We start from the raw sequence: 25,021 nt of genomic DNA, 5'->3' as shown, positions 1-25,021 counted from the left end.
CTTGCCGATCGATCATATGATCCTTCCAAGCCCGACCCTCATGCAGCTTTCTCGGCCAAGCGGCGTCGCAGTCTGTCGAGCCCCTGTTGGAACTGCCTTTCGCGGACAGCTTCTTCCAGACCCTTGTAAAAGTCCACTCCCAATTCCGCATCGGGGTCGTCCGAGACGTTCTCCAAGTAAAAACTGGAGACGAAATCCTCGTCCGGGGCTCGAACATCGGGGGAAATTCCCGAATCCTTGAGCTTTTTCTCTTGAATCGCATTGCCGTTGGGCCGATAGTAGATTTTGGTCGCGAGATACAGGACCGATCCGTCTCCGAGGTGGAAAAGCTCTTGTCCTGATCCCCTGCCATCGGTCTTCAAACCCACCACCGTGGCCGCCTTGTGGTCCTTCAACGCCGCCACAAGTATCTCCGCCGCCCCGCTGGTTCCCCCGTCGGCCAATACCACCGCGGGAACGCCGGCCAGCAAGGGCTCGGCGGTCGTGGCGTGCACCACGGAACGACCCTGACGATCCTTGACGGTAAGCACCTTGCTCCCCTTGGGCAGCAGGAGTCCCGCGATCTCGACGGCCTCCGCCACCTCCCCCTCGGCCACACCCCGTACGTCCAGCAGGAGTCCCTTCACATCGGCGGACCGCAGCATCCGCAATCCCTTGCGCACCTGGCCGGAACTGCCGTTTTGAAGGCTCGGAATCCGGAGTTGGCCCAGCCCCGTCTCCACAACCTCCGCCTTGACCTTCTCGGGGACGGGGGCCTCCCGCACCAACCGGATTTCGGTGGGCGGCCGGCGTGCCCGGATCAACCTGAGCTTCACCTCGGTGCCGGGTGCTCCCTCGAGCATGTACTGCGCCTCCCAGCGGCTCATCTGCGTCGTTTTCCGGGCATCGATGGACTCGATCCAATCACCGGTGCGCACTCCTTCCCGCTCGGCCGGGCTGCCGCGCGCCACTGCGACTACGTAGGCGTACCCGTAACGTTTGGAAATGTAGATCCCGGGCGAGGCCTGGGTTTCGGTCCGCGCCTGAACTTGCTCGTAACTGGCCTGGGGAACGTAGCTCGAGTAGGGGTCCACCGCCTCGACCATTCCGTGGAGGGCCCCCAACAGGGCGTCCTTCATCACAGGTTCTTCGACATAGTCGTCCCGGACCCGCCTGAAGACCGACATGAAGAGGCCAATTTCCTCGTATGACGCATCTCTGGCCGCGACCCGGTCCATGGATCCGCCCACCAGCCCGTAGCCGACCACCAGCGCCGAAAGCAGTAGAATCGCCAACTTGCCCTTGGCAAAGACCACCGTCACCCCGTCATTCCCTCGTCCACTACGACCGATCGGCGTGATCCACTGCATCAGATTTCCTCGACCAAGTACGCTTCAGATGAAAGGAGAAAAAGGCAACCCGTGGACTATTGCAACGGGAGGAAGAGTATACACGAGGGTGGGAACGAAGACGAGGAGACGAACCGCGTGGGGAAGGTCTCGCCGGATGGACGGAGCAGAAAGATCGCCGCCTCCCCCGCCTCATCCCACATCTTGTGAGTTGTCTCGGAAGCCCGGGTCCCTTACAGTGAATCGGCATCTCATATGAACGCTTCCGTTTATCCGCAACGAGGCCGTTAGCCGTGTTCAGGAGACCGGCATTCGGAAAGATGTGGCTGCTGATCGCGGCGGTGCCGGCGACCTGGTTGGTCCTGGCTGCCGCAGGCGATCACCATGGGCCCGAAGCGGAAGGCCGGCATGACTCGGAGTTCACCTTTTTGCGCCTCGTCTACTCGGGTCCCGGCTGGGCGCGCCGGGGGTGGAACTGGAGTTGGCAGACCGACTATCCCAAAGCCGATCTCCAGTTCCTGTACGGCCTGGAGAAATTGAGCGACTTCACCTTCGTCTCTTCCGGCAACAAGGCCCTCTCCATACTGGACTCGGAGGTGTTCGACTATCCCTTTCTCTACGCCGTGGAGGTCGGGAGGATGCATCTCTCCGACCAGGAAGCGTCGAAGCTGAGGGAATACCTCTTGCGGGGCGGTTTTCTCGTGGTCGACGACTTCCACGGCCCCTGGGAGTGGAACAACTTCTACCAGCAGATCAAGAAGGTCTTCCCGGAATACGAGCCGGTGGACCTTCCTTTGTCTCACCCGGTTTTCCATTGCTATTACGACATCGACGAGTTGATCCAGATTCCGGGAATCCAGTACCTGTTCTATGGGAAAACCTGGGAGAAGGGCGGCTACGACGCGCGTTACATGGGCGTCATGGATGAGCGGGGCCGGCTCATGGTGATGATCAACCACAACGTGGATCTCGGAGATGCGTGGGAGTGGGCCGAAGTGGAAGAATACCCTCGGAAATACGCCAATCTGGCCTTCCAATTGGGAATCAACTACATCGTTTACGCCATGACCCACTGACGCCGGAGAGACGGGACGGAGTGAGAGGGGCGGTGCAGGGATCCTCCCGCCGGTCTCCCGGCCTCACTCGCGGTTGGAAATTTCCGGGAAGACGATCAGGGGGCGAAGTTGTAGGTGAACCCGGCCTGGAACTGCCAATGGTGCAGGCGGCCGCTTGCCGGCGGCACTGCACCGGCGCCCTCCCCCTGGGAATCCACTCGGGGAAGACCGTAATCGGGGACTCCCGTGATCCGGTTGCGAACCTCGAAACGGAGGCTCCACGGCGGATCCAGGTAGAGTTTGACGCCACCGCCCATTTCGCCCGCCAATTTCCAGCGGTTCTTCGGGACCAAGGCCTGGGAGGCCGCATCGGCATTGCCGGACGGCTGGAACAGCGATGCTCCGAGTCCGGCCAACGCATACGGCACGAACCGGCCCCGCCGCCAGCCCTGAGGGTAGACGATCAGGCTGTAGACGAGCCCATGGACATGATGGGCCTGCTTCGGCGCCGCGGATCCCTCCGCCGGGCTGCCGGCCGCGACCGGAAGGCTGCCGATGCCGTAGCGCATCTCGGCGCCGAACTTCTCGGCCAGGTTTTCGATCACACCGAATGCGAGCGAGTAGCCGGCATCGTAGTCGAGCCTGACCAAGGCGGAACCATTCCCGGAGGCCGCCGCCCCAAAGGTCCCGCCGGACAGGAACCCGGTCCCGGCCAGGAACGAGAACTCCCATTTCCTGGGATCGGAATCGGCTGCAGCCTGGCCCCGGACCGGCTGGGCGATGCCGCCCGCCAGGACCAGTGCGAGGCAACACATGCCGAGGAAAGAGGAGTGAGAAAAGAGAAGTGAAAGAGAAGGGGACGGTCGTGTCAACCTGACCGGAGATTTCATTTTTCTCACGAATATCCCCGGCGTCCTTCCGGAAACAAGTTCGGTCGAAACCTGTGGCGCCTCTCGCCACGGATGGGCAAAGGCCGTCATTCTATTACAGGAAGATGCGGGGACCGCCTCGAAAGACGAGACTGAATTATTTGACGGGCCCGAGTCTGCGACGTTTTCCTTCGCGGAATTTTCGTTCCATACGCCGGGTCATCTCGTCGAATTTCTCCGCCTGCTCCGGCCGGAGGAGAACCCGAATTTGATTCCCGGCCTGGCTGCGGATCTCCCGGTGCATCTTGGCAGCTTCCTCAGCCGCTTCGCGGAACGATTTCCGAGTCGTCTCCAAGATCCGGCGCACCTGGACTTCCTGCTCCGAGTCCAGATCCAGAACCCGATCCAAGTGTTGGAAGAACCGCGACCCGTTGCGGCGGGGCTGTCCCGGCTCTCGCGCCGGCGGCCGCCGATCCGGGCCGCCACCGGCATGGTATTGCGCCGGCCGGATCAGGACGTGAGTCAAAACGCCGCCGACGAAACTGCCCGAGAGGAATACGAAGATGATCCAGAAGACGGCCTTAGTTCGATTCGTCAATGATCCAACCCCCTTCCGAGGACGCCATCAAGGAATCGACGGTGTATTCCAGGGAAGCCTCCTCGGGCAGGCTCTCCAACGGAGTCAAGCTCACGGCGACCGGCTGCGAAGACAGATAGAGCAGGATGGTGACGGCTCCCATGAGAGTGATCAAACCGGGGGCCAATTGCCGGGCGGCCCGTTCCAGGAACAGGGCAAACGGCACCACCCGCCTTTCCTCGGCCAGCCGGGCCACGGTCCGGGCAAAATGGGCCGGAGGTTCGATTTGGGGCAAATGCTCCAGGTGAAATCGAAACAGGCGGTAGGCGCGCAATTCCCGGCGGCACCGCCTGCATGACTTCAAATGTTCCTCATCCAGGACCCCGTTCGGCTCCAGGTTTTCAAACCGAATGTGTTTCCGATTCATGGTTTCAAGGTTGCTCCGCCGGAAAGGACTTGAGAAAGCGCCGCAAGCAGCCGCTTGCGCGTGCGGCTGACTCGGATTCGAGCCGCCACCTGGCTGCTTCCCAGGGCCTTGGAGACCTCATCATATCCGAATCCCTCCACCTCCCTGAGCAGGAATGCAGTCCGGTCCTTGTGAGACAAGCGGCGCACGAGCCGGTCCAGGAGCTTGAGGCAGGCTCTGGATTCCGCCTCCGTCATGGCGGCGGTGCCGGCGGAAACGTCGTGAAGGGACTGGATTCTCCTCTCCTCTTCCTCGGTGAAGTTGGAAAACGCCTCCACCCTGGAACTCCGTCGCTTTCTCAATACGTCGCGGCATTGGTTGACCGTGATCTTGGCGATCCAGGCCTTCAAGGGGCGGCGGCGATCAAATCGGCCCAGGGAGTTGAAGACCTTGAGGAAGACATCCTGAGCCACGTCCTCCACTTCCCGCCGCCGGCCCAATTGATGGTAGATGATGCTGAAGACCAGCCGCTCGTAACGCTGGACGATCTGCTCGAACGCATATGGCGCGCCCTCGAGGCTCGCGATGACCAACTCGGCATCGGTCTTCTCCATCCTCCAACCTACAGTACGTCCCGTTGTGGGCTCTGTTTCACTTCATCCGCATTTCTCACCAGGGGGCGTGACGATCGCGCAGGATTTTCGCCGGAGCGGCGGCTTTTAGCCGCCGACTCTTCATCATCCCCGCGTGCTCGCGACTGAGAGCGTAGTGGTGACTACGTTTGAGGGAGCATGTGCGCGCTGAGGGCGAAAAGACCAGCGAGCGCGCGCCCAGCGCAGTCTGTCCCAGAGGAACTTTGGAAAAATTGGCGCAAATGTTCAAAAACAGGTTCTTTTTCCTCACGTCTTAGCGGCCTGGTGAGAAATGCGGATTAAGGCCCCGGCCGCGGACGGCCAGGAGTCCGGGCGACCAGAGTCATGATTCCGGAGCGCCGCACCACTCGTTCCAGAAGAGCGCACAGGGGCAGGATCGGCTTCAGCGAATAGTAGGGCGCCCGGGAGCCGAAGAGGCTTTCCGACCAGTTGACCAGGCTGTGCTTCAGGCAGTGAAACCCGATGATCCTGGAAAAACCGAGCTGATCCCTGACCTCGAATCCCTCCTGTTTCAAAAGCAGCGCCAGAGAGCGCGGAGAGTAGTGGAACAGGTGGCGGGGGACGTCATCGAACGCATACCAGTGCCGGCGAAAAATTCGGGCCTGCAAGCTGCTCAGATTGGGCAGCGAGACGATGAGCCAGCCCCCGGGCCGCAGCAGATCCCGGACCCGGCGCATCACTCGCCTCGGCTCCGGAATGTGCTCCAGCACGTGCCAGAACGTGATGGCGTCGAAGGAACCCGGCGGCAGACGAGTCGAGTACAGGTCCCCGACTACGAAATCGATGCCCGGAATCCGCTCGCGGACCAGTTGGACCACTCGCCGCGAGGGTTCGACCCCGGTCCGCCGCCAGCGGCCGGAATCCAGACCCCAGAGGAACTTGCCGTCCCCGCAACCCACATCCAGCACGGACCCTTCCCGCAAGTAGCGTTCCAGCAAGCGGACCTTTTCGGCCTCCTGGCGCCAGGAACGGGCCGACACGAGTTGTCCGGACCGAAACTGCTCCACCGTCTTGACCACGTCTCCCCAGTACCCGGGAGGGTAGAATGCCATGAGGTCCTGCTCACCCGGCGCGGGCTCGGTCCGGCCAAAACCGCAGGAGCGGCAACGGTAGATTTCCCAGCTCTGGTCCGTGATCTTTCGGAGCCGGTCCGGAACGGAGCAGAAGTGATCCCAGCCAAGACCTCGACAGATGGGACAGGGATCCATGGGGATTTCCTGGCTGGTTACCGTATCCGTCACACCACCGGACCAAAGCCGCATGCCGGACGAAGGGACGCCGCCATGACCTGGTGATCACTGCTGTCGCTATTTCGCGGGACTCTCACCGCGGACTGCGGAAGCGGGTTTCAGTGTATCATTCGGACTGATGTATCGGGGACGCTACGCGCGACTGGTTCTGCTCCTCTTTTCCCTGCCCGTCTTCTACTTCGTGGTGCAGATCTTCCGGCCGTTTCTGCTGCCGGTGGCGTTGGCCGCGGTGCTGGTGAGCCTGTGCTATCCCGCCTTCGACTGGATCCGCGGGAGGCTGAAGGGCCGCAACGGACTGGCGGCGCTGGTCACCTGCCTGGGGATGACGGCTCTCATCCTGCTGCCTTTCGCCCTGATTCTGACCCAGGTGACGACCCAGGCGCAGGAGATCTACAACAAGTTCCAGGCCGCTCTGGACCAAAGGGAGTGGGAGGGCGCCACCTGGCAATTGAGCGACGACATGATCCCGGATCGACTGCGGCAATTCGTTGAACGGTACGTCGACCTGGACCGGATCGGGCTGGGTCAACTCGACCTGGGGGAGGGGTTGGCCACGCTTCTGGAGAAACTCAGCCTCTTCCTCTTGGAACACAGCTCCGAACTGGTGACCGGACTGCTGAGTTTCGTCACCAGTTTCCTGATCATGCTGGTCACCATGTTCTTCCTCTTCCGGGACAGCGCCCGCCTGACCCAGGATTTCAGGCATCTGTCTCCCCTCTCGGACGAGTATCAGAGCCAGATCATGTCCACGTTTCGCCAAGTCGCCTCGGCTACGGTAGTAGGGAGCCTGGTCACGGCGGTGGTCCAAGGGATCGCCGGAGGCCTGGTCTTCTGGATCGTGGGCATCGACCAGGCCATTTTCTGGGGCACGCTCACGGCCTTCTTCTCCCTGGTTCCCGTCGTGGGAACGGCAATCGTCTGGGTTCCCTGGGCGATCTATCTTCTGGGCACCGTCTCGGGCGCCAGCGGCTTCGTGTTCATCGGCCTCTTCCTCCTGGTCGGGCTTCTGGACAACGTGGTCCGGCCCTTCTTCATCGAGGGCAGAGTGAAGATGCACAGCCTGCTGGTCTTCTTTTCCCTGATGGGAGGAGTTTCCTACCTGGGATTGCCGGGCCTCATCTTCGGTCCCATATTAGTGGCTCTCGGACTGTCGTTCCTGGAGCTCTTCCAACTCGAGTTCGGACAGCGCGCGACCGATCGGCCGTCCGAATGAACACCTACGGCCGCTGGATCGAGCGCCGGGAACGGACCCTGACGCTGCGGGATACGAGCCGCCGGATCCTGCCCTTCGACTGGGGCTTGGAGTGCCTCGGCCGGGCGGGCCGCGGCGATCCCCTCTCCCAGGTGAAGCGGTACGCCAGGACGGCATTGGCGGACCATCGCTTCTACGAGAGCATGGCCCCGCAAAATCCCCGGCGCTCCGGCGACCGTCTCACTTTTCAGACCCCGGTCGAGAGCGACTATCCCGCGAACAATACGGTCTATGCCCGGATTTTCCCGGGTCCGGATCGGCGCCGGGCCGTCGTCGTAGTCCCCCAGTGGAACGCCGACGCCACCAGCCACGTGGGACTTTGCCGGCTCTTGACACGCCTGGGCATCACCGCCGTGCGCCTGTCCCTGCCCTACCACGAAGACCGGCTGCCTCCGGGGGAAGTCCGGGCCGAACACATGGTCAGCCCCAACATCGGCAGGACTCTTCAGGCCACGCGCCAAGCCGTGCTGGAAGTGCTGCAGGCCGCCCGCTGGCTCCGGGACGAGGGCTACGAACACGTGGGGGTCGTGGGAACCAGCATCGGCTCCTGCGTCACGTTCCTGGCCTTCGTCCATGACCCACTCATCGAGACCGGCGTGTTCAACCACGTCTCCTCCTCCTTCGCCCAGGTCGTCTGGACGGGACTGGCCACGCGATACGTTCGGTGGGGCCTGGAAGGCTACATCGCCCGGGACGACCTGGAGCACTGCTGGGCGCCCATCAGTCCCTGGTACTTCATTCCCCGGCTCCGGGAGGCCCGGCGGCCCCATCTCCTGATCACCGCCCGCTACGATCTGACCTTCACCCCGGAACTCTCGCAGCAGGTCTTTCTGAGATACCGGGAGCATGGAATCCCGTTCGATCGGGTCGAGCTCCCCTGCGGCCACTACACGACGGCCCGATTCCCCTTCATCTGCATGGACGGATGGCACATCACCCGTTACCTGCATCGCCACCTGGGGCGCGGGCAATGACCACGAACCTGCTGCTCACGGGACATCCGGGAATCGGGAAGACCACTCTTGTCAAACAGCTTGTCGAGCGCCTCGGACACCTGGCTATGAGCGGCTTCTACACCGAGGAGATCCGCACCCGGGGGCGGCGCGCGGGATTCCGGGCGGTGGCCCTGAACGGGACTTCAGGCGTGTTTGCGCACCGGGATTACCAAACGACCTCCCGACACCGGATGGGACCTTACGGCGTCCACCCCTGGATGCTGGAGAACCTGGTCCTGCCTCATCTGGACTGGAAACGGAAGCGGCCGGACCTCATGGTGGTGGACGAGATCGCCAAGATGGAACTCCTCTCCCGGCCTTTGCGGGAGGCGATACTCGATCTCCTGAACTCGCCCTGTCCGGTCCTGGGCACCATCTCGCTGCGCGGGGCCGGCGTTCTGAAGCGAATTCGGGACCGGGAGGACGTGCATCTGGTCAAACTGACCCGGAAGAACCGGTCGGTTCTGCAAGGCGAGATCCTCCGGCGCCTGGACCGAATCCTGGACCGGGCATCGCGAACGGGGGAGGTCTGACCGGGAAGATGCCGCTGCCCGGCACAATGCGATGCTCACGGCTTACAATGAGTATCGAAGCGCAATGACGGGAATTTACGTTCTTCTGGCCGCCCAACTTCTGGCGGGCGCCCTGATTCCGGGCTACGACTCCGTGGAGATCCGTACGAAAGAAGCCAGCAAGTACGCCGCCCACCAGGAATCCCAGAATCTGATCATTGCCGCCTATCCCTGCGACACCCGGCACAAGGCCCGGCAGTTGTTCGACACCGACAAGTTCGCCAAGAAGCGGATCCTCCCGGTGCTCATGGTGGTGGAGAACAACAACGATTTCGTGGTGAGCCTGGACGGCCGGGCCATATTCCTGATCGACGACGCCGGGACCCAGCACCGTCCGATGCACTACCTGGACGTGCTGGCGGACCTGAACAACAAGCGGCGGCCCCCGATCTCGGATTTTCCGCCCCGGGGCCCCGGCCGCCGCGGGTCCCGGAAAGTAAAGGTCGCCAGCGAGGAGATGCTCGCCGACTTCGAGCAAAAATCCTTTGGCGAAAAGCTCATAGCGCCTTACACCAAGGACTTCGGCGTGGTCTTCTACAAAATCCCGTGGGAAGGATGGAACCTTTCCAAGAGCCGCTTTTATCTCCCCGAGGTCTTCAATTTTTCGGCCAAGGAACCTCTGGTTTTCTTCGAGTTCGACGCCCGATAACGGTAGAATCCCCGCATGAAAACGGATCCCGGCCCGGCAGGAGAACGTCTGGATATCCCACACGTCCAGTTCCGGCAGGAAACCTTGTCCAACGGCCTCCAGGTCATCTTGCGGCCCCACCGCCGCGTCCCCCTGGTGCATATCAGCCTCCACTACCGGGTCGGCTCCTCCTACGAAGTTCCGGGACTTTCGGGTCTCGCCCACCTCTTCGAGCACATGATGTTCCAGGGATCCGGGAACGTGGCCAAAAATGAGCATGGCCGATACGTGGACGAAGCGGGGGGACGCTGGAACGCCACCACCAGCAAGGACCGCACCGCCTACCACGAAACGCTGCCTTCGAATTGCCTGGACCTGGGGCTGTGGCTGGAGGCGGACCGGATGAATTCCCTGGAGGTGACGGCGGAGAATTTCGAGAACCAGAGGCAGACGGTCATCGAAGAGAAGAAGCAGAGTTACGACAACCGGCCCTACGGCCGAGCCTTTCTGAGGCTGGACGACCTGGCCTACGAGAGTTGGGAATACGCCCATCCCATCATCGGCGCCGTCGAAGACCTGAAACGGGCGACCCTGGCCGACGCCAGGGAGTTTCACCGGACGCACTACGGACCGGGAAACGCCGTGCTGGTCCTGTCGGGAGACCTGGAGGAGGCCGCAGCCCTGGAATCGATCCATCGGTACTTCGGCCCGATTCCGGATCGGACACGATCCGGACGGCCGGTATTCCGGGAGCCGTCTCAACAGGAGGAGAAACGGGAGACGATCGGGGACCCCCTGGCCGTGCTGCCCCTGGTCATCATCGGCTACCACATGCCGCCCGTGGGCAGTCCCGAGTACTACGCCCTGAGCATCCTCGCCCTGCTGCTGACGGACGGCTCCTCCTCGCGCCTCTACCGACAACTGGTCTACGAACGGAACTGGGTCGCCGGACTGTCGGCCGGACCCAACCAGTACCGCGGCCCGGGCATGTTCGACATCTTCCTGCAGATTCAGGACGGCGTCCCGGTCGACCCGGTCCTGGACCTGGTCGAGGCCGAGCTGGGCCGGCTGTGCCGGGAGGTGGTGACTCCGCAGGAGCTGGAGAAGGCGCGCAATCAGTTGGCGTTTCGTTTCGTCCGCCGGCTGGAGAAGGTGTCGGACGTGGGCGAGATCCTGGCCCACCACGCCGTGTTCTACGGAGACGCCGGGGTAATCAACCGGGAATGGTCCCGGTATGCCGAGACGACTTCCGAGGATATTCTCCGGGCGGCCGCCGAGACCTTCCGCCCCGAGAACCGCACCCTGCTGCTGGTGGAGCCGGGGCAGGCGGGACAGGGTTGAGTGGGAACTTGCCCCAAAGCCGGCCGGGGAGACGGGCCGGGGAGACGCGTGAAGGAAAGGCCATGAAGACGGATCGGCCCCCACCGATAGCGGCGTTGCCGACACCCGGCTATCCAAGGGTTCCGGATGCCGTCCTGGGGAACGGGCTTCGGGTTCTGACGGTGGAGGAATTCGCCCTTCCCAAGGTTTCCCTCTGCCTGGCCTGGCCCACCGGCCGCACCTCCGATTCCACCGGAAACCTGGCCCTGACGAGCCTGGCCGTCGAGCTGTTGGAAGAGGGGACCGAGACCCGGAACTCCCGGCAGATCGCGGACCTCATGGACCAGTTGGCCATTCACTACGGCACCCAGGTCCGAATGGAGCAGAGCCGGCTCACCCTGACGGTGCTGGTCCGCTACCTGGAGCCGGCCCTGGAACTGTTGGCGGACCTGGTGCTGCGCCCGGCATTCCCCGAGGAGGAATTGGAGAAGGCCCGGAGCCGGTGGAGAAGCCACCTTCTGTCGCAGCGATCCCAACCGGTCTTCCTGGCCCGGGAGCGGAGCCATGCCGCCCTCTACCGCGGCCACCCGTATTCGCGAGTCTCGTTTCCCGTGTCGCACGTGGAGGACGCGGACCGCGACGCGTTGCTTGGAGTGCACGGGCGGCTATTGTCGCCGCGCGGAGCTCTGCTTGCCTTCTCGGGAGCCGTGACACCGGACCGGGCCGCACGCCTGGCCGAGCGTTACCTGGGACGCTGGACTGGCGAGGCGCCCCCGCAGGACCGGGTCCCGCTGCCGCCGGCCCCGGAATCACGGCGGGTGATGCTGGTTCACCGGCCTCATTCGGTCCAGGCCCGGATCGTCGTGGCCGGGCGCGGGCTTCGCCGGGGCCACCGGGACGGGACGCCCCTGTTCCTGGCCAATCAGGTCCTGGGGGGCAGCGCCAGCTCCCGTCTCTTCCTGAACCTGCGGGAGGACAAGGGATACACCTACGGGGCCTACAGCGTCATGAAATGGTACCGGCGCGACGGGGTCATCCTCATGGGCGCCGACGTGCGCAGCGACGTGGCGGCCGAGTCGTTGCAGGAGAGCCTGAAGGAGATGGAGCGCCTGAGGCGGGAGCCGCCCGGTACCCGGGAGTTGAACCGTTGCCGGGCGGAGCTGACCGGACGATTCATCCGCGTCCTGGAGACTTCCGATTCGGTGGCGGATCTTGAGGTCAGCCGCCGCCTGGACGGACTCCCGGAAGACCACTACCGGAACTACGTCCAGCGGCTGCAGCAGGTGACTCCGGAGACGATCCGGGATACGGCTCGAACCTATCTGGATTCCGGGCGGACCGTCATCACGGTGGTGGCGGACCGTTCCCAGGTCGAGAAGGACCTGGCGCGTTTTGGCCCCGTGTCGGTCTACGACACGGACGGGAATCGGCTGGAGTAGCCGAATCGGAACGACGGGATTTCACGAACCATGGGTCGCCGGTCCGGTGCCTTGACTGGACGCCGGGCGTGGAGGACGATGTTTTCGAGGTGCCGATGTCCAAAGAAGACCACTACCTGAAGGGGATGGACCTTTTCGCCGATGACCGCATGGACGAAGCGGTCGCCGCCTTCGACCGGGCGCTGGAAGAGGACTCCGACTACGGCGACGCCCTGCATGCCGCGGCCATGTGCTGCTACCACAACAAGGATCTGGAACGGGCCCTCCGGTACGGCCTGCGCTACCGGGACGTGGAACCGGACAACCCGTTGGCCTACACCAGCTTGTCCATGTTCTACCACGCGAAGGGTTGGATCCAGGAAGCGGAGGACATGGGCGCCAAGGCCCAGGCCGCCGCCCTCAAACAAGCCCGGTCCTGAACTCCCGGTTCGGCTCGGGTTCGTTGGCAGTCCCGGGGACTTGTACCTATAATGTGTCCTTTCCTCCACTCGGAGCCGGCGTAGCTCAACGGTAGAGCGGCGCATTCGTAATGCGTAGGTTGGGGGTTCAATTCCCTTCGCCGGCTCCATTGTTTTAGGTGGGTTGCTGCGGCCGCGGGGTCTTGGATCAACTCGGACCGAAGAAGGGGAGACGTAATGTCAGGTTGGAGCCGTTGCTGTCGATTGCTGCTGGTGCTGGCCGCCGCGGCGGGGTGCGGACCTTCCGGCGCCAAGCTGGTTTCGGTCCAGAAGATCTGGGACCAGGCTCCCCACAGCGCCTTCACCGACCTGGTCCGGTTCCAGGAACAGTGGTACTGCACCTTCCGCGAGGGCCAGGATCACACCTCCCATGACGGTTCCATCCGCGTGATCACCTCCGCCGACGGGGAGGTTTGGTCTTCCGTCGTCCACATGCAGCCTGAACCGGGAAACGATCTGAGGGATCCCAAGCTCGGCGTCACACCCGACGGCCGGCTGATGCTGCTGGCCGCGGAGCGGAAGTCGTTGGGCGGCGAACAGGAGGACTACAATCCCTGGGTCTCCTTTTCCAAGGACGGAAAGGAGTGGACACCCCGCGAGCCGGTGGGCGAACCGGACTTCTGGCTCTGGAGGGTGACTTGGCATGAGGGAACCGGCTACGGGGTCGGCTACACGACAAGAGAAGCGTACAGCCATCGCAATAGCCAGCAGGAGTTCGCCCGGCTCTACAAGACGGAAGACGGGGTCCGGTACGAGACGCACGTGAACGTCTTCTTCAGCCGCGGCTACCCCAACGAGTCGAAAATCGTCTTCCATGAGGACGGGACGGCGGTCTGCCTGTTGCGGCGGGACGGAAAGACCGACAACTCGGCCCAGATCGGCGTTTCCGAGCCGCCCTACACGTTGTGGAACTGGAAGGACACGGGTCAGCGCATCGGCGGCCCCAACCTGATCGTCCTGCCGGACGGGCGCCATGTGATCTCGGGCCGGCTCTATCTTCCCGACGGAGACAGAAGAACCCTCCTCTGGTCGCTGGACCCCGAGGCCGGGACCGTCTCCGAGCTGCTCCGCCTCCCGTCCGGCGGGGACACCAGCTACGCGGGGATGGTGTGGCACGAGGGGCTCCTCTGGATGAGCTACTACTCCACGCACGAGGAGAAGACGAGCGTTTACCTGGCCAAGGTGGACATCCCGAAACCGGAGCCGGTGGAGGCTGTGGGCTACTAGTCGGCGGTGAAGAGGGGGGACAGGAAAGTCCCCCCTCCTAAAACCCGAAGATGGCGTCGACGTTGCCGCGCAACACCTGCCGTCCCAGTTCCACGGCTCGAACTTCCGGCCAGCCCCGATCGATGACGTACCGCTCGGCCAGAACCTTGGCCAAGGTTCGCTTGTACATGGCGAACTTGGGCAGCGCGAACTCCAGCTTGTACATGTCGCTGTAGTACCCGATCTGCTTGGTGGCCGGCACGGTCTCCAGCCGGGCCGCCAGATCCCCTTCCAGAAAGGCGGGGGCGTTGGAGTACCACCAATGCCCGTGGGTCACCACGTTGGGGAAGATCCAGGCGTAGCTGGTCAGTTCCTGATTCGTGACGCTGGCCAGCACCGAGATGGGGAAAGTCACCTGGGGAAAGGCGTTGAACAGTTCGCGGTACTGAATCAGGGAGACGCGGCTGTCGTACAGGTCCTGCCCCTGGAAGACCCCGGCCTCGTAAACGCCCCGGTTGACCCCGATCATCAGGTCGAAGGGCAAGCGGAACTCGGCACAGAACTCGGCCAGGGTCCAGAAAACGAAATGGGACAACGATCGCCGCGAGCGGAGGCCGCCGTCTTCTCTACCCGGCAGAATGCGGTCCAGAGCGGCCGCCGCCTCTCGCTCGGAGATTTTCGCAGGAGTGAAGTCGGGCGGCAGCGAGATCGCGGCCGCTCGGGCGTTGCGGGAGGCGAAATGCCGGAAGAGGGAGCCAAGGGCTCTCCGCAAGCCTGCGGGGTCGTGGACGGAGACGCCTGCCGCTTTTTCCAGGCGCCTGCGCACGGCAGGATCGGCGAGGCCGAACACCAGATCGTCGGCCCTGAGACAGGGAATGTACAACTCCGTGTCGAATCCCTCCAGGGGATCGTCGAAGTCGCTGGTCAGGAACACGCGCCGGAGACGGCTCCTCCGGAGCACGTCCTGTTCCCAGGTCGCCGAGGACATGAGGCGCTCTGAGGTATCGTAGAGCGCCTCCCAGTTGTCGGGCGTGATTCGGTCGCCTTCGAAGCCGAGCAGCGACCGGGCCATCTCCACCAGCCAACTGGACTGGACCGTATTTTCCACCGGCCCCAGGTTGGCAATCAGCCGCCTGGTCTTTTCCCGGGGTCCGACCCCCGGCTCTTCGATCTCCTCCCGGGGCATGCCGGCGGAGTGCGCCAGCTCCGTGTAGTAGTGATATCCCAGGATGTCGGCCAGCGTTTCGGCGGCGGGCCGGTGAGGGTCGATGTGGGTGTGGGGATCGATGAGCCACATCGAGTCCAATTGCTTGAAGATCCGGTTTCGCAGTTCCAGGGACATGATGGTTCGACTCGGCCGGGGCCATTCTCCAACGGACCCGAAGGATGGGGTTGCAGGTCAGCCGGGCGGGGCGGTCACCCGTTATTCCAGATACAGAAATTCGTTCGTGGCAAACAGCGTCTGGCAGAGGTTGGACAACGCCGCCTCGGACGCCTTCTCCGGAGTGGCATTGGCAAAACGGTAGTTCCGTTCCTGCTTCCGCAGATGATCCCGGCCGATCCGGACCTCCTCCGGCTTGGGTTGACGTGAAAGAGTCAGGAGGTAGGCCATGCGGACTCTGTCTTCGGGACTCTCGCCGGCCAGATCCCGGACCCTCCGCGCCAGGTGGCCGGCCTCCTCCACCACGAACGGATCGTTCATGAGCGTCAGCGACTGGATCGGCGTCACCGAGTTCACCCTGCGGGTGCAGTTGACCGTGACCTTGGGATAGTCGAAGGCTTCCAGGAAATTGAGCGGGTAGTTCCTCCGGGCCAGAATGTAGAGGCTGCGGCGCAACGGGTTCCGGGTGTCCGGTTCTTCGCCCCCCACGGTCTGCAGGCCCGCGGCGTCGAACTCGAGCAACGCCGGCGTCCCGCCCAGACTCCGGTCCAATCTCCCGCTGGCCGCCAGGATGGCGTCGCGAAGAGTCTCCGCCTCCAGGCGCTTCAGGTTCATGCGCCAGAGGAGCAGGTTCTCGGGATCCACCGTCTCGCCGGGCGCGCCGTCCGGCTGCCGCAGGGCTTGGCGGTAGACGCTGGAGGTCATGATGGTTCGGATCAGCCGCTTCACGGACCAGCCGTTCTCCATGAAGTCCACCGCCAGCCAGTCCAGCAGCTCGGGATGGGTGGGCGGAGAACCGTTGCGGCCGAAGTTGCCGGGAGTGGCCACGATCCCCCGTCCCATGAGGTGGTGCCACACCCGGTTGACCATGACCCGGGCCGTCAAGGGATGGTCGCGGCTGGTCAGCCACTTGGCCAGACCCAGGCGGTAGCCGCTGGTTTCTCCCCGGGTCTCTTCCGGTCTCCGGATCGATTCCTCGCCGGGCGGGCTCAGGACCGCCAACCCCCCCGGCGTGACCCGGGGTCCCGGAGACTCGATGTCTCCCCGCTGCAGCAGACGGGTCACGGGGGGAGGTCCCACGTCGAACAGCGCCTCGATCCTGTTGAAGCTCCGCCGATACCCCTCGAGGGTGTCGATCTTCTTCCGAAACCCTGCCGCCTCCGCCTTGTGCTCCTCCGAGAGGGCCTGGTCCACCTCCTCCGGCTTCACCTCCAACAGGGTCCCGAATTTCTCCGCCAGGTACTTCTGGATCTCGTCGCGCTTCTCTTCGGGCATCTGCCACGCCGTCTTCACATCGGAGCGGATCTCATGGGAGATCGGCTCCAGCTTCTTGTCCAGAAGCATCTCCTCGTAAGGTTTGCGCAGAGCAGTCAGCTTCTCCTTCAGCTTCTTCTGAGGCGCGTCGATCTCGGCGTTGTGCCGCTCGATGTCCTTCTGGTCGGCGCGGGAGACGTCGGGAAGGAAACGGTCCTTGGGCTGCTTCCAACGCATGGGATTGAAGGCGGGGGTGAAGACGGCCATCAGCCGGTAGTAGTCGCGCTGGGGAATGGGATCGAACTTGTGGGAGTGGCAACGGGCGCAGCCGACGGTGAGGGCCATGACGCCGGTGGAGACCCGCTCCACCATGTCGAAAATGACCGAGTATCTCTCGCCCGGCAGATTGACGATGTCCGAGTCGGTCCGGTCCATGCTGCTGCGCATGTAGCCGGTGGCGGTCAGGAGCCGGACCGTCTCCGGCGTGTACTGCCGGGCGGACCGCCAGTCGACCAGCTCGTCACCGGCCAGTTGTTCGGTCAGGAAACGGTCATACGGCTTGTCCTGATTGAGGGCCTCCACCACCCAGTCCCGGTACCGCCAGATTCCCTCGAAGAGGTTGGTGATGGGAAGATCGTTGTCGAATCCGGTGACGTCGGTATAGCCCATCAGGTCCAGCCAGTGGCGGCCCCAGCGCTCCCCGTAGTGGGGCGACTCCAGCAGCCGGTTCACCAAGCGTTCATAAGCGTCCGAGCGGGAATCGGAAAGAAACTTCTCCATCTCCTCCGGGGTCGGGGGCAGACCGATGAGATCGAAATAAGCGCGGCGCATCAGTGTCGGCCGCGACTCCTCGGGGGAAATTCCCAGACCCTTGGCTTCCAGCCTGGCCAGGACGAAGGCGTCGATGGGAGTTCGGACCTGCTTCCGGTCCTTGACTCGAGGCACCGGAGCGGCCACAGGCTTGCGGTAAGCCCAGAAATTCCGATCTTCCCCGGTGATGGGAGGCGCCTCCGCCAAACTGAAGGTCTCCCGCTCTTCGGTGATGAGATCGGGTCCGAAGCGGGAGGAATCGATCCAGGCCCGAAGACCGTCGATCTCCTCTTCGGTGAGGGGAGATCCGACTCCGGGCGGGGGCATGCTCCCGGCGGAGACCATGCGGATCAGTATGCTCAGCTCGGACGCTCCCTCCACGACGACGGGGCCGTTTTCACTCCCCTTGAGGGTGGCCTCCAGCGTCCTCAGATCCAGACCTCCGGGTGGGGGTTCCTGACCGTGGCAGGCGAGGCACTTGGCTTCGAAGATGGGCAGCGCCTGGTGGTTGAACCGCTCCACCTGATCCGCGGCCAGAAGAGGTTGGACCTTCTCATGAGGCGCACCCGCCTCGATCCAGCCTTTGATGGTTTCGATCTGAGCGTCGGACAGGTCCAGGGTGAAGGCCTTGGGCGGCATCTCCCGGGCAGAAATTTTTTGGTAGAGCAGGCTTTCGGCAGAGTCGCCCGGCACCAACACCGGACCGTTGTGAGATCCCTTCATGACCGACTGGGCCGTGCGCAGGTCCAGGCCGATCATGGAGGTGCCCCCATGGCAGGCGAAGCAGTGGGCCGTGAAGATGGGGAGCACGTCCTTTTCGAAGGTGGGCCCGGGAGCGGCGGCCAGAACGCCGCAGAAAAGCAGCGGCAACGCCCCTTGCAAGACCGGTCCGGATCTCATGGAGGTCAGGCTCCGGGAAGGGGGTGCTCGATGAGGTCGTCCACCACCTTGGCGCCAGTGATGGCCAGGTTGGTGGGCGTCTCCTCCCGGCCGCCGTGGCGGTAGGTCAGGCGAGAGTGGTCGATCCCCAGCAGCCGATAGAGCGTGGCCTGCATGTCGGGGCAACTCACCCGGTTCTCCACCGCCTTGTAAGCGAACTCGTCGGTGGCGCCGTAGGTCAGACCGGGCTTGAATCCCCCACCGGCGAACAGGATGGTGAAGGCATTGCGGTTGTGGTCCCGCCCGTCGGAGTTCTGCGTCGTGGGGAGCCGGCCGAACTCGCCGGCCCACATGATGACGGTGCTCTCGAGCAGGCCCCGGCTCTTGAGGTCCTTGATCAGTGCGGCCGTCGGCTGGTCCGTCTTGGCGCAGATCTTGGCCAGATTGGTCTTGAGGTTGTCGTGGCTGTCCCAGGGCTGGCCCTTGCCGGAGAAGACCTGCACGAACCGGACTCCCGATTCCACCAGGCGCCGAGCCATGAGACAGCGGGTCGCGTAGGGGGCGGTCAGAGGGTTGTCCAGGCCGTACATCTTTCGGGTGGCCTCCGACTCCCGGGAGAGATCCAAAATGTCGGCCGCCGCCAACTGCATCCTCGCCGCCAGCTCGTAGTTCTGGATCCGGGCTTCCAACTCCGACGTTTCCGGGTGATGGACGAGATGCCGTTGGTTGAGACGGGCCAACAGGTCGAGGCTCTGCCGCTGCACGCCCGGCGGCAGGGGCACCTCCTGCTGAAGGTGATGCACGGGGGTTCCGATGGAGCTGAACTCGACCCCCTGGTAGAGGGCCGGCAGCCAGCCGCTGGACCAGAGGATCTTTCCGCTGACGCTGTACCCCTCCGGAGCCCGGAGCACCACGTAGGCGGGAAGGTTCTGGTTTTCGGTCCCCAGGGCGTAGCTGATCCAGGAGCCCATCACCGGACGCCCCGGAAAGATCTGGGAGGTGAGGAGGTTGTTGAGCCCCTCGGGATGGTTGTTGTGCACCGAGTACATGGACCGGACCATGCAGAGTTCGTCGGCCACGCCGCTCAGTTGGGGCAGCACTTCCGCGATTTCCATGCCCGACTGCCCGTGTTTTTTGAACTCGTAGGGGCAGGGCATGAGGATGTTCAGGTTGTTGGGCTGGTGGATCTCGACGCCGTCGGGATGGGGCTGGCCGGCTCTCCTGGTGAGCTCAGGCTTGGGGTCGAAGAGATCCATCTGGCTGGGTCCGCCGTTCTGGACCAGTTGAATCACCGCCTTGGCCGGACCCGGAAAGTGACCTTTCCGCGGCTTGAGGTCCATGTAGGGCCGCCCGGGCTTGTCGAGCGCCGGAGTTCCCAGGAGGTTTTCGGAATCCAGGAGACCGGCCAGGGCGATGCTGCCGAAACCGAGTCCGGACCGGGCCAGAAGTTGCCGCCGGGAAATGGAATTGGGCCCCGGAAGTTGAGGGCTTTCAGGTAGATGCATGGAATCACCACCGGTGTAGATTGATCACAGGAAGGTACCCCTGAAGCCGAATCCGTGTCAAGCGACGCACCGGTTCTGGCGCTGCATCGCCATCCGCCGCGTCCCCAAAATAGCACTCGGTTTTACTATAAATAATAAAATCTGACTCGCAATTATCTATCAATAGACAAATTATTGCCAAAGGGGAGTCGGATAGGATCCACGGCGCACCAGTTCCCGAATCTGACTCGTGACCCGGTCCCGGTCCTCGCGGTAGGTGACCCCGAACCATGCATCGGCGGATCGGAGCACGCGGACCCTCGCCTGGCCAGCGGCGACAAGGTCGTTGACCAGGGTGGGAATCATGAACTCGGCCCCGTCTTCCCCGCCCCGCTCTCGCAGGAAGCGGGCGAAGGCCCGTTCAAGATGGTCGAAGATGCCGGGAGTGAAACCCCACATGTTCATGGAGACCAGCTCGTCTCCGGAGAGGTTCCGGGCCCGTCCCTGCGGATCGGAATGAACGGCTCCGTCACCGGTCCTGGCGATACGGGTCAGCTCGACGACCTGCTTCAAAAGGCCCTGACGGCTGCGGCAGACCCCCCGGGCCACCGTGCCGTGATCCGAGAGCGTCTCGCGCAGGCGGAACCCCACCATGCCGTAGTCTCCCTGGCGGCCGTCCGCCGCCTGCCGGAGGTGGCCCGCCAGTTCCCGGTAGGAGCCGGCGCCGTAGAAGTCGTCGGCGTTGACGGCGGCGAAGTTCCCGTCGATGGCGTCCCGGGCCGCCCATACGGCATGGCCTGTGCCCCAGGGCTTGCGGCGCCCGGGCGGAATGGAGAACCACCCGGGAACCATTTCCAACTCCTGGCGGCAGTATTCCACCGGAACCTGCTGCTCGATCTTGCTCCCCACCGCAGACCGGAAATCGGACTCCATATCCCCGCGCACGATGAAGACCACGCGATCGAAGCCGGCGCGGACGGCGTCGTAGACGGAATAGTCCAACAGCGTCTCCCCGCCGGGTCCCACCGGGTCGATCTGCTTGAGGCCCCCGTAGCGGCTTCCCATCCCCGCAGCCAGCACCAGCAACGTCAGGCTCATGGCGATGGGTCGTTCCCTCAGGCCCGATTGGGAGCGGCGGCTCTGTCGATGAGGTTGCGGGTGATGCGCTGAACCCTCGGGTCGGGCCCGAGGGGCCGGGTGAAGTGGGTCCAGGGCACAGTGTGCCCGGGCGGAGAGTCCAGACCCTGGGCCCAGAAGATGGTGGAGGCGTTGAAGACGAAGTTCCCCTTGGGACCGGGGAAGATGGTTGCGGCCCACTCGCCGGGAGTCACCCCATGGGTCCAGACGGTCCCCTGGCCCACGACTTCCAGGCCCTCGCGCTCCAGGTCGGGGTCGCCGTGAAATTCCCAGCCCACCAGACCGGGAATGAAGTCCCCCTTCGCCATCCCGGTCCCTTCGAAGATCCAGTGATCGGGAGCCGTGCAGATCCAGTCGCCCGATCCGTTGAAGGGCACCACGGTGCGGGCTCCGATGATGTTCCGCTCGTCCGGGCCGGCCCCCTCGAAGGGGCCCAGGATCTCCGAGTATCTCTCGATCTCTTCGGGACGCAACGGGCCGTAGCTGTGGAGCCGGGTGATGATCCGGTTGGGGACGCCGGTCGAGGAAGGCGTGAAGGGACTCACCATGTAGACGTCGTTGGCGCTGAGCCAGAGGACGTTGACCCCTTCTCCGATGGCTGACTCGATGGCCCGGTACTGGCGAATATCCCAGTACTCGTCGTGTCCGACGCTGACGAAGGCCCGGCAACGGGTCACGAACGAGGAGTCCAGCACGTCAGCGTTGCTGCAATAGGTGACGTCCAGCCCCTCCCGTTCCAGCCAGTAGCAGAGGGGATACTCCCATAGCAGGAACTCCCCCGTGCCTACCGACAGGGGGAAGTCCGCGAACATGGAAAACTTGGCGTAGGGCCGGTCGAAGCTGCCCGCCACGCCGGGATGATGGGCTCCCTCGGGGTGGGTGTAGAGGGAGTAGTCGTCGGGCCAGCGGTTGTAGGCCTGCCAGGTGTTGTCCGAGCACTGGAAGAGGAGGTGCGCCGGCCGCCGGTCCCGCACGATGAAAATCACGTAGCTCTGCCAGTAGGGCGCATTTCCCGCCGGGAGCGTGGTGAGCTTGCCCAGGTAGACTCCGCTGGTCCAGTCCTCGGGAATCGTGAACTCGAGGCTCGGTTCCCACCGGCACTCGCGCAAGCGGTTGGGACCGACCTCGGGGAGGGGTTGGGGCGTGCCCTCCAGCGGCCCCGCCGAACTCATCAGGCGTCCGCCGTGGCCGCCGTAGTAGCCCAACCGGTAGAAGTCCACGCGGAAGGGGCTGGCGGGTTCGGTGCTGACGAATAGGGAGAGGGTGTCGCCGGCCTCGATGGACTGGTGGGAACAGTACCCCTCGATGCGGGCGCTGCGGTACTTTCCGCGGTCGACCCAGACCCGGGTCAATTGCCATTCCCGGGTGCCCGGCTTGCGGTTCTCCAGCTCGATTGCCGTCTCACGGCCCGCGGACTCGCCGCCGGGTCCGGCGCAGGAAGCGGCGGCGGTCACGGCGGAGACGGCGCCGGCCTGGATAAAACGGCGCCGGTCCAACTGGTTCTTGGGATTCTGCTGGCTTGATCCGGGTCTCATCGGCGCTCCCTCCTTGCGAGATTGATAGCAGCCGGATACCCCGGAATCAACAATCGATCCGGTCAGGGACCGGGGATGGCTTTCAGGACGAGGCTCTCCATTCGGATCGTCTTGGAGAACCGGCCCAGGTTCCTGGTCTCGATCCGGACGAGCTCGGCGTCGTCAAACCAGTCCGGGTCCACGGAAGGATCGGTGGAAGGCAACTGAAAATACAGACTCGAATGGCTGATTCCCAGCATGGGGAAGGAAAGTGGCGCCAGAGGAGGGGTCAGAATGGCGTAGGCGATCGATCCTTCGCTCAGAACCGCCTGCCGCTTATCCCGGTTACGGAGCAGGTACCACCGACTCTTCATCCGGTCCTGGATCAGCCGGTGACGCGACTCTTTCAGTTCGATTCTCAGGCTGTTCTTGTTCGTGGTCACACCGAGGATCTCGACGTGGTCCGACCCCCTGTCGTAGCGGGCGCCATGCTCCAACGGGAAGGTCGCGATATCGTTCCTTTGAACCAGAAAGCCGACCTTGACCGTTAGATCGGCCTGAGTCGCACCGTAGGAATCGTAGGACTCCTCGTCGATAGAGAACAACTCAGGCAGGTATTCGAGAATCGGCCTTCTTCCGCCGTCCAGAAAGTCAACACCGCCCAAAGCAGCCGAGAGGATATTGGCCCTCTCTTCATGCAATCTGGGCGGATGATTGAATCGCCACCAGAAACCGTCACCTTCGTATGCGTATGGGTGCCCGTGTCTGCTGGAAAACGCCTCTTCCGCCGACCCGAATGAAACCTGTGAGATGACCAGCTCGGGAACCGCCAAAATACCCGTCGGCAAGCCCTCCAGCGCAATGTTTCCGTTCAGAACCATACTTCGTTTCAATGGTTGGGACCGAACGCGTCGAAAGAAACGCAGGCTTTCCTCCTGGATCCGGATCGTCAACATTTCCGGATCGACGACCCTCCGGTCCAATCGTTGGGCCGACGCCACGAAATCCCAACTCCAGATCACTGTGAACAGACCTACGGCCAGGAATCCGGAACAGGCCAAGGTGGCGCTCCTCGCCGTCCGTCGAGTCAGATACTGATGGCCGACCACGAATCCAGCAACGGCAAGATGGCTCAGCATGAATGCGATTTCCCGTGATGTCGCCAGCGAGATGCCGAAAGCGTCACTGAGGTCAACGTGTTCGAAGAAGAGATTGCGCGAAAAGTTGTAGTACAACATCCAAACGATCGGACCAAGCAGCCCCACTAGCGCCACGTGAACCAACTTCCGCGTTACGGCGGCAAGCATCAACAGAACCGAAATCAGAAAGAGTTCAACGGCCAGAATCTGCGGAATCGAGCGAAAGACGTCCGGCAGGGTCACTCCGTGGAAGCCGAGGAGGAGGAGTTCGACCACGAAGAGCGGAAGAATCACGGCGAGGCCGAGAAACGATATTTTGCCCAACAAAAGCTGTCCACCGGTAATCGGCCGGTCCAACCAGAAAGCGGTGCTACCGACCAGGGAATCGCCCTGCACCAGGCGCGCGATCATGATTGCCAGCAAACAGATCTGGGGAAACCAGGCCAAGATCTCGTAATAGTTGAAAGAACTGAAGTTCCAGATGCTGGGATCAAGCGGCCCATAACCGATCACGGCCGCGCGCAGGATCACCAGAGCGAGCCATCCGGCCAGGTAGAAGCGGAGATGTCGAAGATCCTTGCGAATGAGGTGCACCACCATATTCATCCCGCCTCCTCGCCGTGATTCCGGCGGTTTCCAACCAAGGGGTGAATGTCTGAGTCCACGGCCATGGGGGCCACAATTCCCGAAGGATTCATAGGAACCAACTCCGGAATTTCCTACGGACCAGATATGCGATTCATAACGAAGTTTTCCAATCGAAGCGATTTGGAAACGACGCCGAGATATGTCATGTCGATTCTCACGAGGTCTGCTCCCTCGAACCATTCGGGACCGTATGACGGATTCTGCAAGGGCAGAGTGAAATTCAGTCGCAAATGATTGAAGCTCACCGTGGGGAGGACAAAACGAGCCACACCGAAGGAATTGAAACTCATTTCGTCTCCTAGCAGCGCCTCCCCACGAGAGCGATTGCGCAAGACATACCATCGTTTTCGTGGTTGTTTAGACACCAACCTGTGGCGGGACTCCTTCAGTTCGATCCACATCATTGTCCCGTCAGGAGTTACCTTGAGAATTTCGGCGTGATCTGAACCCCGGCGGTACCGAGCCCCTGTTTCCATAGGTAACGGCACGATCTCAATCCGTTGAATTAGAAAATCTACCTCCGCCGAGAACCTGCCGTTGCTTGCCACGTCACTTTCATAGTCAGCTTGGGAAATCTCCAAAAACTTGGGATAGTACCCGGTTTCAAGTCTGTATTTGTTGGCCAATAGGCGCACACCCCCCAAGGCTTGTTCAAAAGCCTCGATTCGTCCGTCGTCCAATTTCGAGTCCCAATAGTCAAAATCCATGTCGTCTAGTACCCCATAACACTTAAAGTTGCGGGTACAGGCTCTTCAGCCTGATCCGTG

General features: G+C 63.0%; 22 protein-coding genes and 1 tRNA gene. 10 read left to right on the top strand and 13 right to left on the bottom strand.

Annotation, left to right across the window (positions count from 1 at the left end; translation table 11 throughout):
• Positions 1-38: 38 nt before the first annotated feature.
• On the bottom strand, positions 39-1,349 hold the full coding sequence (locus OXT71_17375; GenBank protein ID MDE2928165.1) for a S41 family peptidase: 1,311 nt from the start codon (positions 1,347-1,349) through the stop codon (positions 39-41).
• 299 nt (positions 1,350-1,648) lie between these two features.
• Between OXT71_17375 and OXT71_17370 the strand changes: the two genes are divergently transcribed.
• The gene (locus OXT71_17370) at positions 1,649-2,404 is read left to right on the top strand and encodes a DUF4159 domain-containing protein (GenBank protein MDE2928164.1); all 756 of its coding nucleotides are present in this window, start codon (positions 1,649-1,651) and stop codon (positions 2,402-2,404) included.
• A 95-nt stretch (positions 2,405-2,499) separates the two neighbouring features.
• Here OXT71_17370 and OXT71_17365 read toward each other — a convergent pair whose 3' ends face one another.
• From OXT71_17365 to OXT71_17345, 5 genes are all read right to left on the bottom strand, one after another.
• Positions 2,500-3,198 carry a hypothetical protein gene (locus OXT71_17365; protein ID MDE2928163.1) on the bottom strand — a complete coding sequence of 233 codons (699 nt, stop codon included), beginning with the start codon at positions 3,196-3,198 and terminating at the stop codon, positions 2,500-2,502.
• 211 nt (positions 3,199-3,409) lie between these two features.
• Positions 3,410-3,850, bottom strand: a complete 441-nt coding sequence (locus OXT71_17360) for a hypothetical protein (protein ID MDE2928162.1) — start codon at positions 3,848-3,850, stop codon at positions 3,410-3,412.
• The gene (locus OXT71_17355; protein MDE2928161.1) at positions 3,834-4,256 is read right to left on the bottom strand and encodes a hypothetical protein; all 423 of its coding nucleotides are present in this window, start codon (positions 4,254-4,256) and stop codon (positions 3,834-3,836) included. The genes OXT71_17360 and OXT71_17355 overlap by 17 nt, the downstream gene beginning before the upstream one ends.
• Positions 4,253-4,849 (bottom strand): RNA polymerase sigma factor, encoded by a 597-nt coding sequence (locus OXT71_17350; protein MDE2928160.1) that lies wholly within the window; start codon positions 4,847-4,849, stop codon positions 4,253-4,255. The genes OXT71_17355 and OXT71_17350 overlap by 4 nt, the downstream gene beginning before the upstream one ends.
• A 317-nt stretch (positions 4,850-5,166) precedes the next feature.
• On the bottom strand, positions 5,167-6,096 hold the full coding sequence (locus tag OXT71_17345) for a class I SAM-dependent methyltransferase (protein ID MDE2928159.1): 930 nt from the start codon (positions 6,094-6,096) through the stop codon (positions 5,167-5,169).
• A 160-nt stretch (positions 6,097-6,256) separates the two neighbouring features.
• Between OXT71_17345 and OXT71_17340 the strand changes: the two genes are divergently transcribed.
• The 9 genes from OXT71_17340 (at position 6,257) to OXT71_17300 (ending at position 14,029) form a co-directional block, all read left to right on the top strand.
• Positions 6,257-7,351 carry an AI-2E family transporter gene (locus OXT71_17340; protein ID MDE2928158.1) on the top strand — a complete coding sequence of 365 codons (1,095 nt, stop codon included), beginning with the start codon at positions 6,257-6,259 and terminating at the stop codon, positions 7,349-7,351.
• On the top strand, positions 7,348-8,364 hold the full coding sequence (locus OXT71_17335) for a hypothetical protein (GenBank protein ID MDE2928157.1): 1,017 nt from the start codon (positions 7,348-7,350) through the stop codon (positions 8,362-8,364). The genes OXT71_17340 and OXT71_17335 overlap by 4 nt, the downstream gene beginning before the upstream one ends.
• Positions 8,361-8,918, top strand: coding sequence for a hypothetical protein (locus OXT71_17330; protein MDE2928156.1), 558 nt, complete (start codon positions 8,361-8,363; stop codon positions 8,916-8,918). Before OXT71_17335 ends, OXT71_17330 begins: the two co-directional genes overlap by 4 nt.
• A 64-nt stretch (positions 8,919-8,982) precedes the next feature.
• On the top strand, positions 8,983-9,606 hold the full coding sequence (locus tag OXT71_17325; GenBank protein MDE2928155.1) for a hypothetical protein: 624 nt from the start codon (positions 8,983-8,985) through the stop codon (positions 9,604-9,606).
• Between the two features lie 15 nt (positions 9,607-9,621).
• Positions 9,622-10,926, top strand: a complete 1,305-nt coding sequence (locus tag OXT71_17320) for a pitrilysin family protein (GenBank protein ID MDE2928154.1) — start codon at positions 9,622-9,624, stop codon at positions 10,924-10,926.
• A gap of 62 nt (positions 10,927-10,988) precedes the next feature.
• Positions 10,989-12,344 carry a pitrilysin family protein gene (locus tag OXT71_17315; GenBank protein ID MDE2928153.1) on the top strand — a complete coding sequence of 452 codons (1,356 nt, stop codon included), beginning with the start codon at positions 10,989-10,991 and terminating at the stop codon, positions 12,342-12,344.
• A gap of 95 nt (positions 12,345-12,439) precedes the next feature.
• On the top strand, positions 12,440-12,763 hold the full coding sequence (locus tag OXT71_17310) for a tetratricopeptide repeat protein (protein ID MDE2928152.1): 324 nt from the start codon (positions 12,440-12,442) through the stop codon (positions 12,761-12,763).
• A 74-nt stretch (positions 12,764-12,837) separates the two neighbouring features.
• Positions 12,838-12,912 (top strand) — tRNA-Thr (locus tag OXT71_17305).
• Between the two features lie 67 nt (positions 12,913-12,979).
• Complete coding sequence (locus tag OXT71_17300; GenBank protein ID MDE2928151.1) at positions 12,980-14,029, top strand: sialidase family protein; 1,050 nt, start codon at positions 12,980-12,982, stop codon at positions 14,027-14,029.
• Positions 14,030-14,066: 37 nt separating this feature from the next.
• On the opposite strand, the gene OXT71_17295 is transcribed toward OXT71_17300, so the two are convergent.
• From OXT71_17295 to OXT71_17265, 7 genes are all read right to left on the bottom strand, one after another.
• Entirely contained in the window at positions 14,067-15,350 is a 1,284-nt protein-coding gene (locus tag OXT71_17295; GenBank protein MDE2928150.1) for an amidohydrolase, read from the bottom strand.
• A gap of 81 nt (positions 15,351-15,431) precedes the next feature.
• Complete coding sequence (locus tag OXT71_17290) at positions 15,432-18,353, bottom strand: PSD1 and planctomycete cytochrome C domain-containing protein (GenBank protein ID MDE2928149.1); 2,922 nt, start codon at positions 18,351-18,353, stop codon at positions 15,432-15,434.
• A gap of 5 nt (positions 18,354-18,358) precedes the next feature.
• Entirely contained in the window at positions 18,359-19,837 is a 1,479-nt protein-coding gene (locus OXT71_17285) for a DUF1501 domain-containing protein (GenBank protein ID MDE2928148.1), read from the bottom strand.
• Between the two features lie 171 nt (positions 19,838-20,008).
• A complete protein-coding gene (locus tag OXT71_17280) occupies positions 20,009-20,914 on the bottom strand; it encodes an NTP transferase domain-containing protein (GenBank protein ID MDE2928147.1) in 906 nt (301 codons plus the stop codon).
• Positions 20,915-20,931: 17 nt separating this feature from the next.
• Positions 20,932-22,488: a hypothetical protein gene (locus tag OXT71_17275; protein ID MDE2928146.1), complete on the bottom strand. Its 1,557-nt coding sequence runs from the start codon at positions 22,486-22,488 to the stop codon at positions 20,932-20,934.
• A 62-nt stretch (positions 22,489-22,550) separates the two neighbouring features.
• Entirely contained in the window at positions 22,551-24,212 is a 1,662-nt protein-coding gene (locus tag OXT71_17270) for a hypothetical protein (GenBank protein MDE2928145.1), read from the bottom strand.
• Positions 24,213-24,325: 113 nt separating this feature from the next.
• Positions 24,326-24,961, bottom strand: coding sequence for a hypothetical protein (locus OXT71_17265; GenBank protein ID MDE2928144.1), 636 nt, complete (start codon positions 24,959-24,961; stop codon positions 24,326-24,328).
• Positions 24,962-25,021: the final 60 nt, after the last annotated feature.

The organism is Acidobacteriota bacterium (assembly GCA_028874215.1).
Lineage (GTDB): Bacteria > Acidobacteriota > UBA6911 > RPQK01 > JAJDTT01 > JAJDTT01.
The sequence above is the reverse complement of the archived record's forward strand: the minus strand, read 5'-3'. Positions and strand labels throughout refer to the sequence as shown.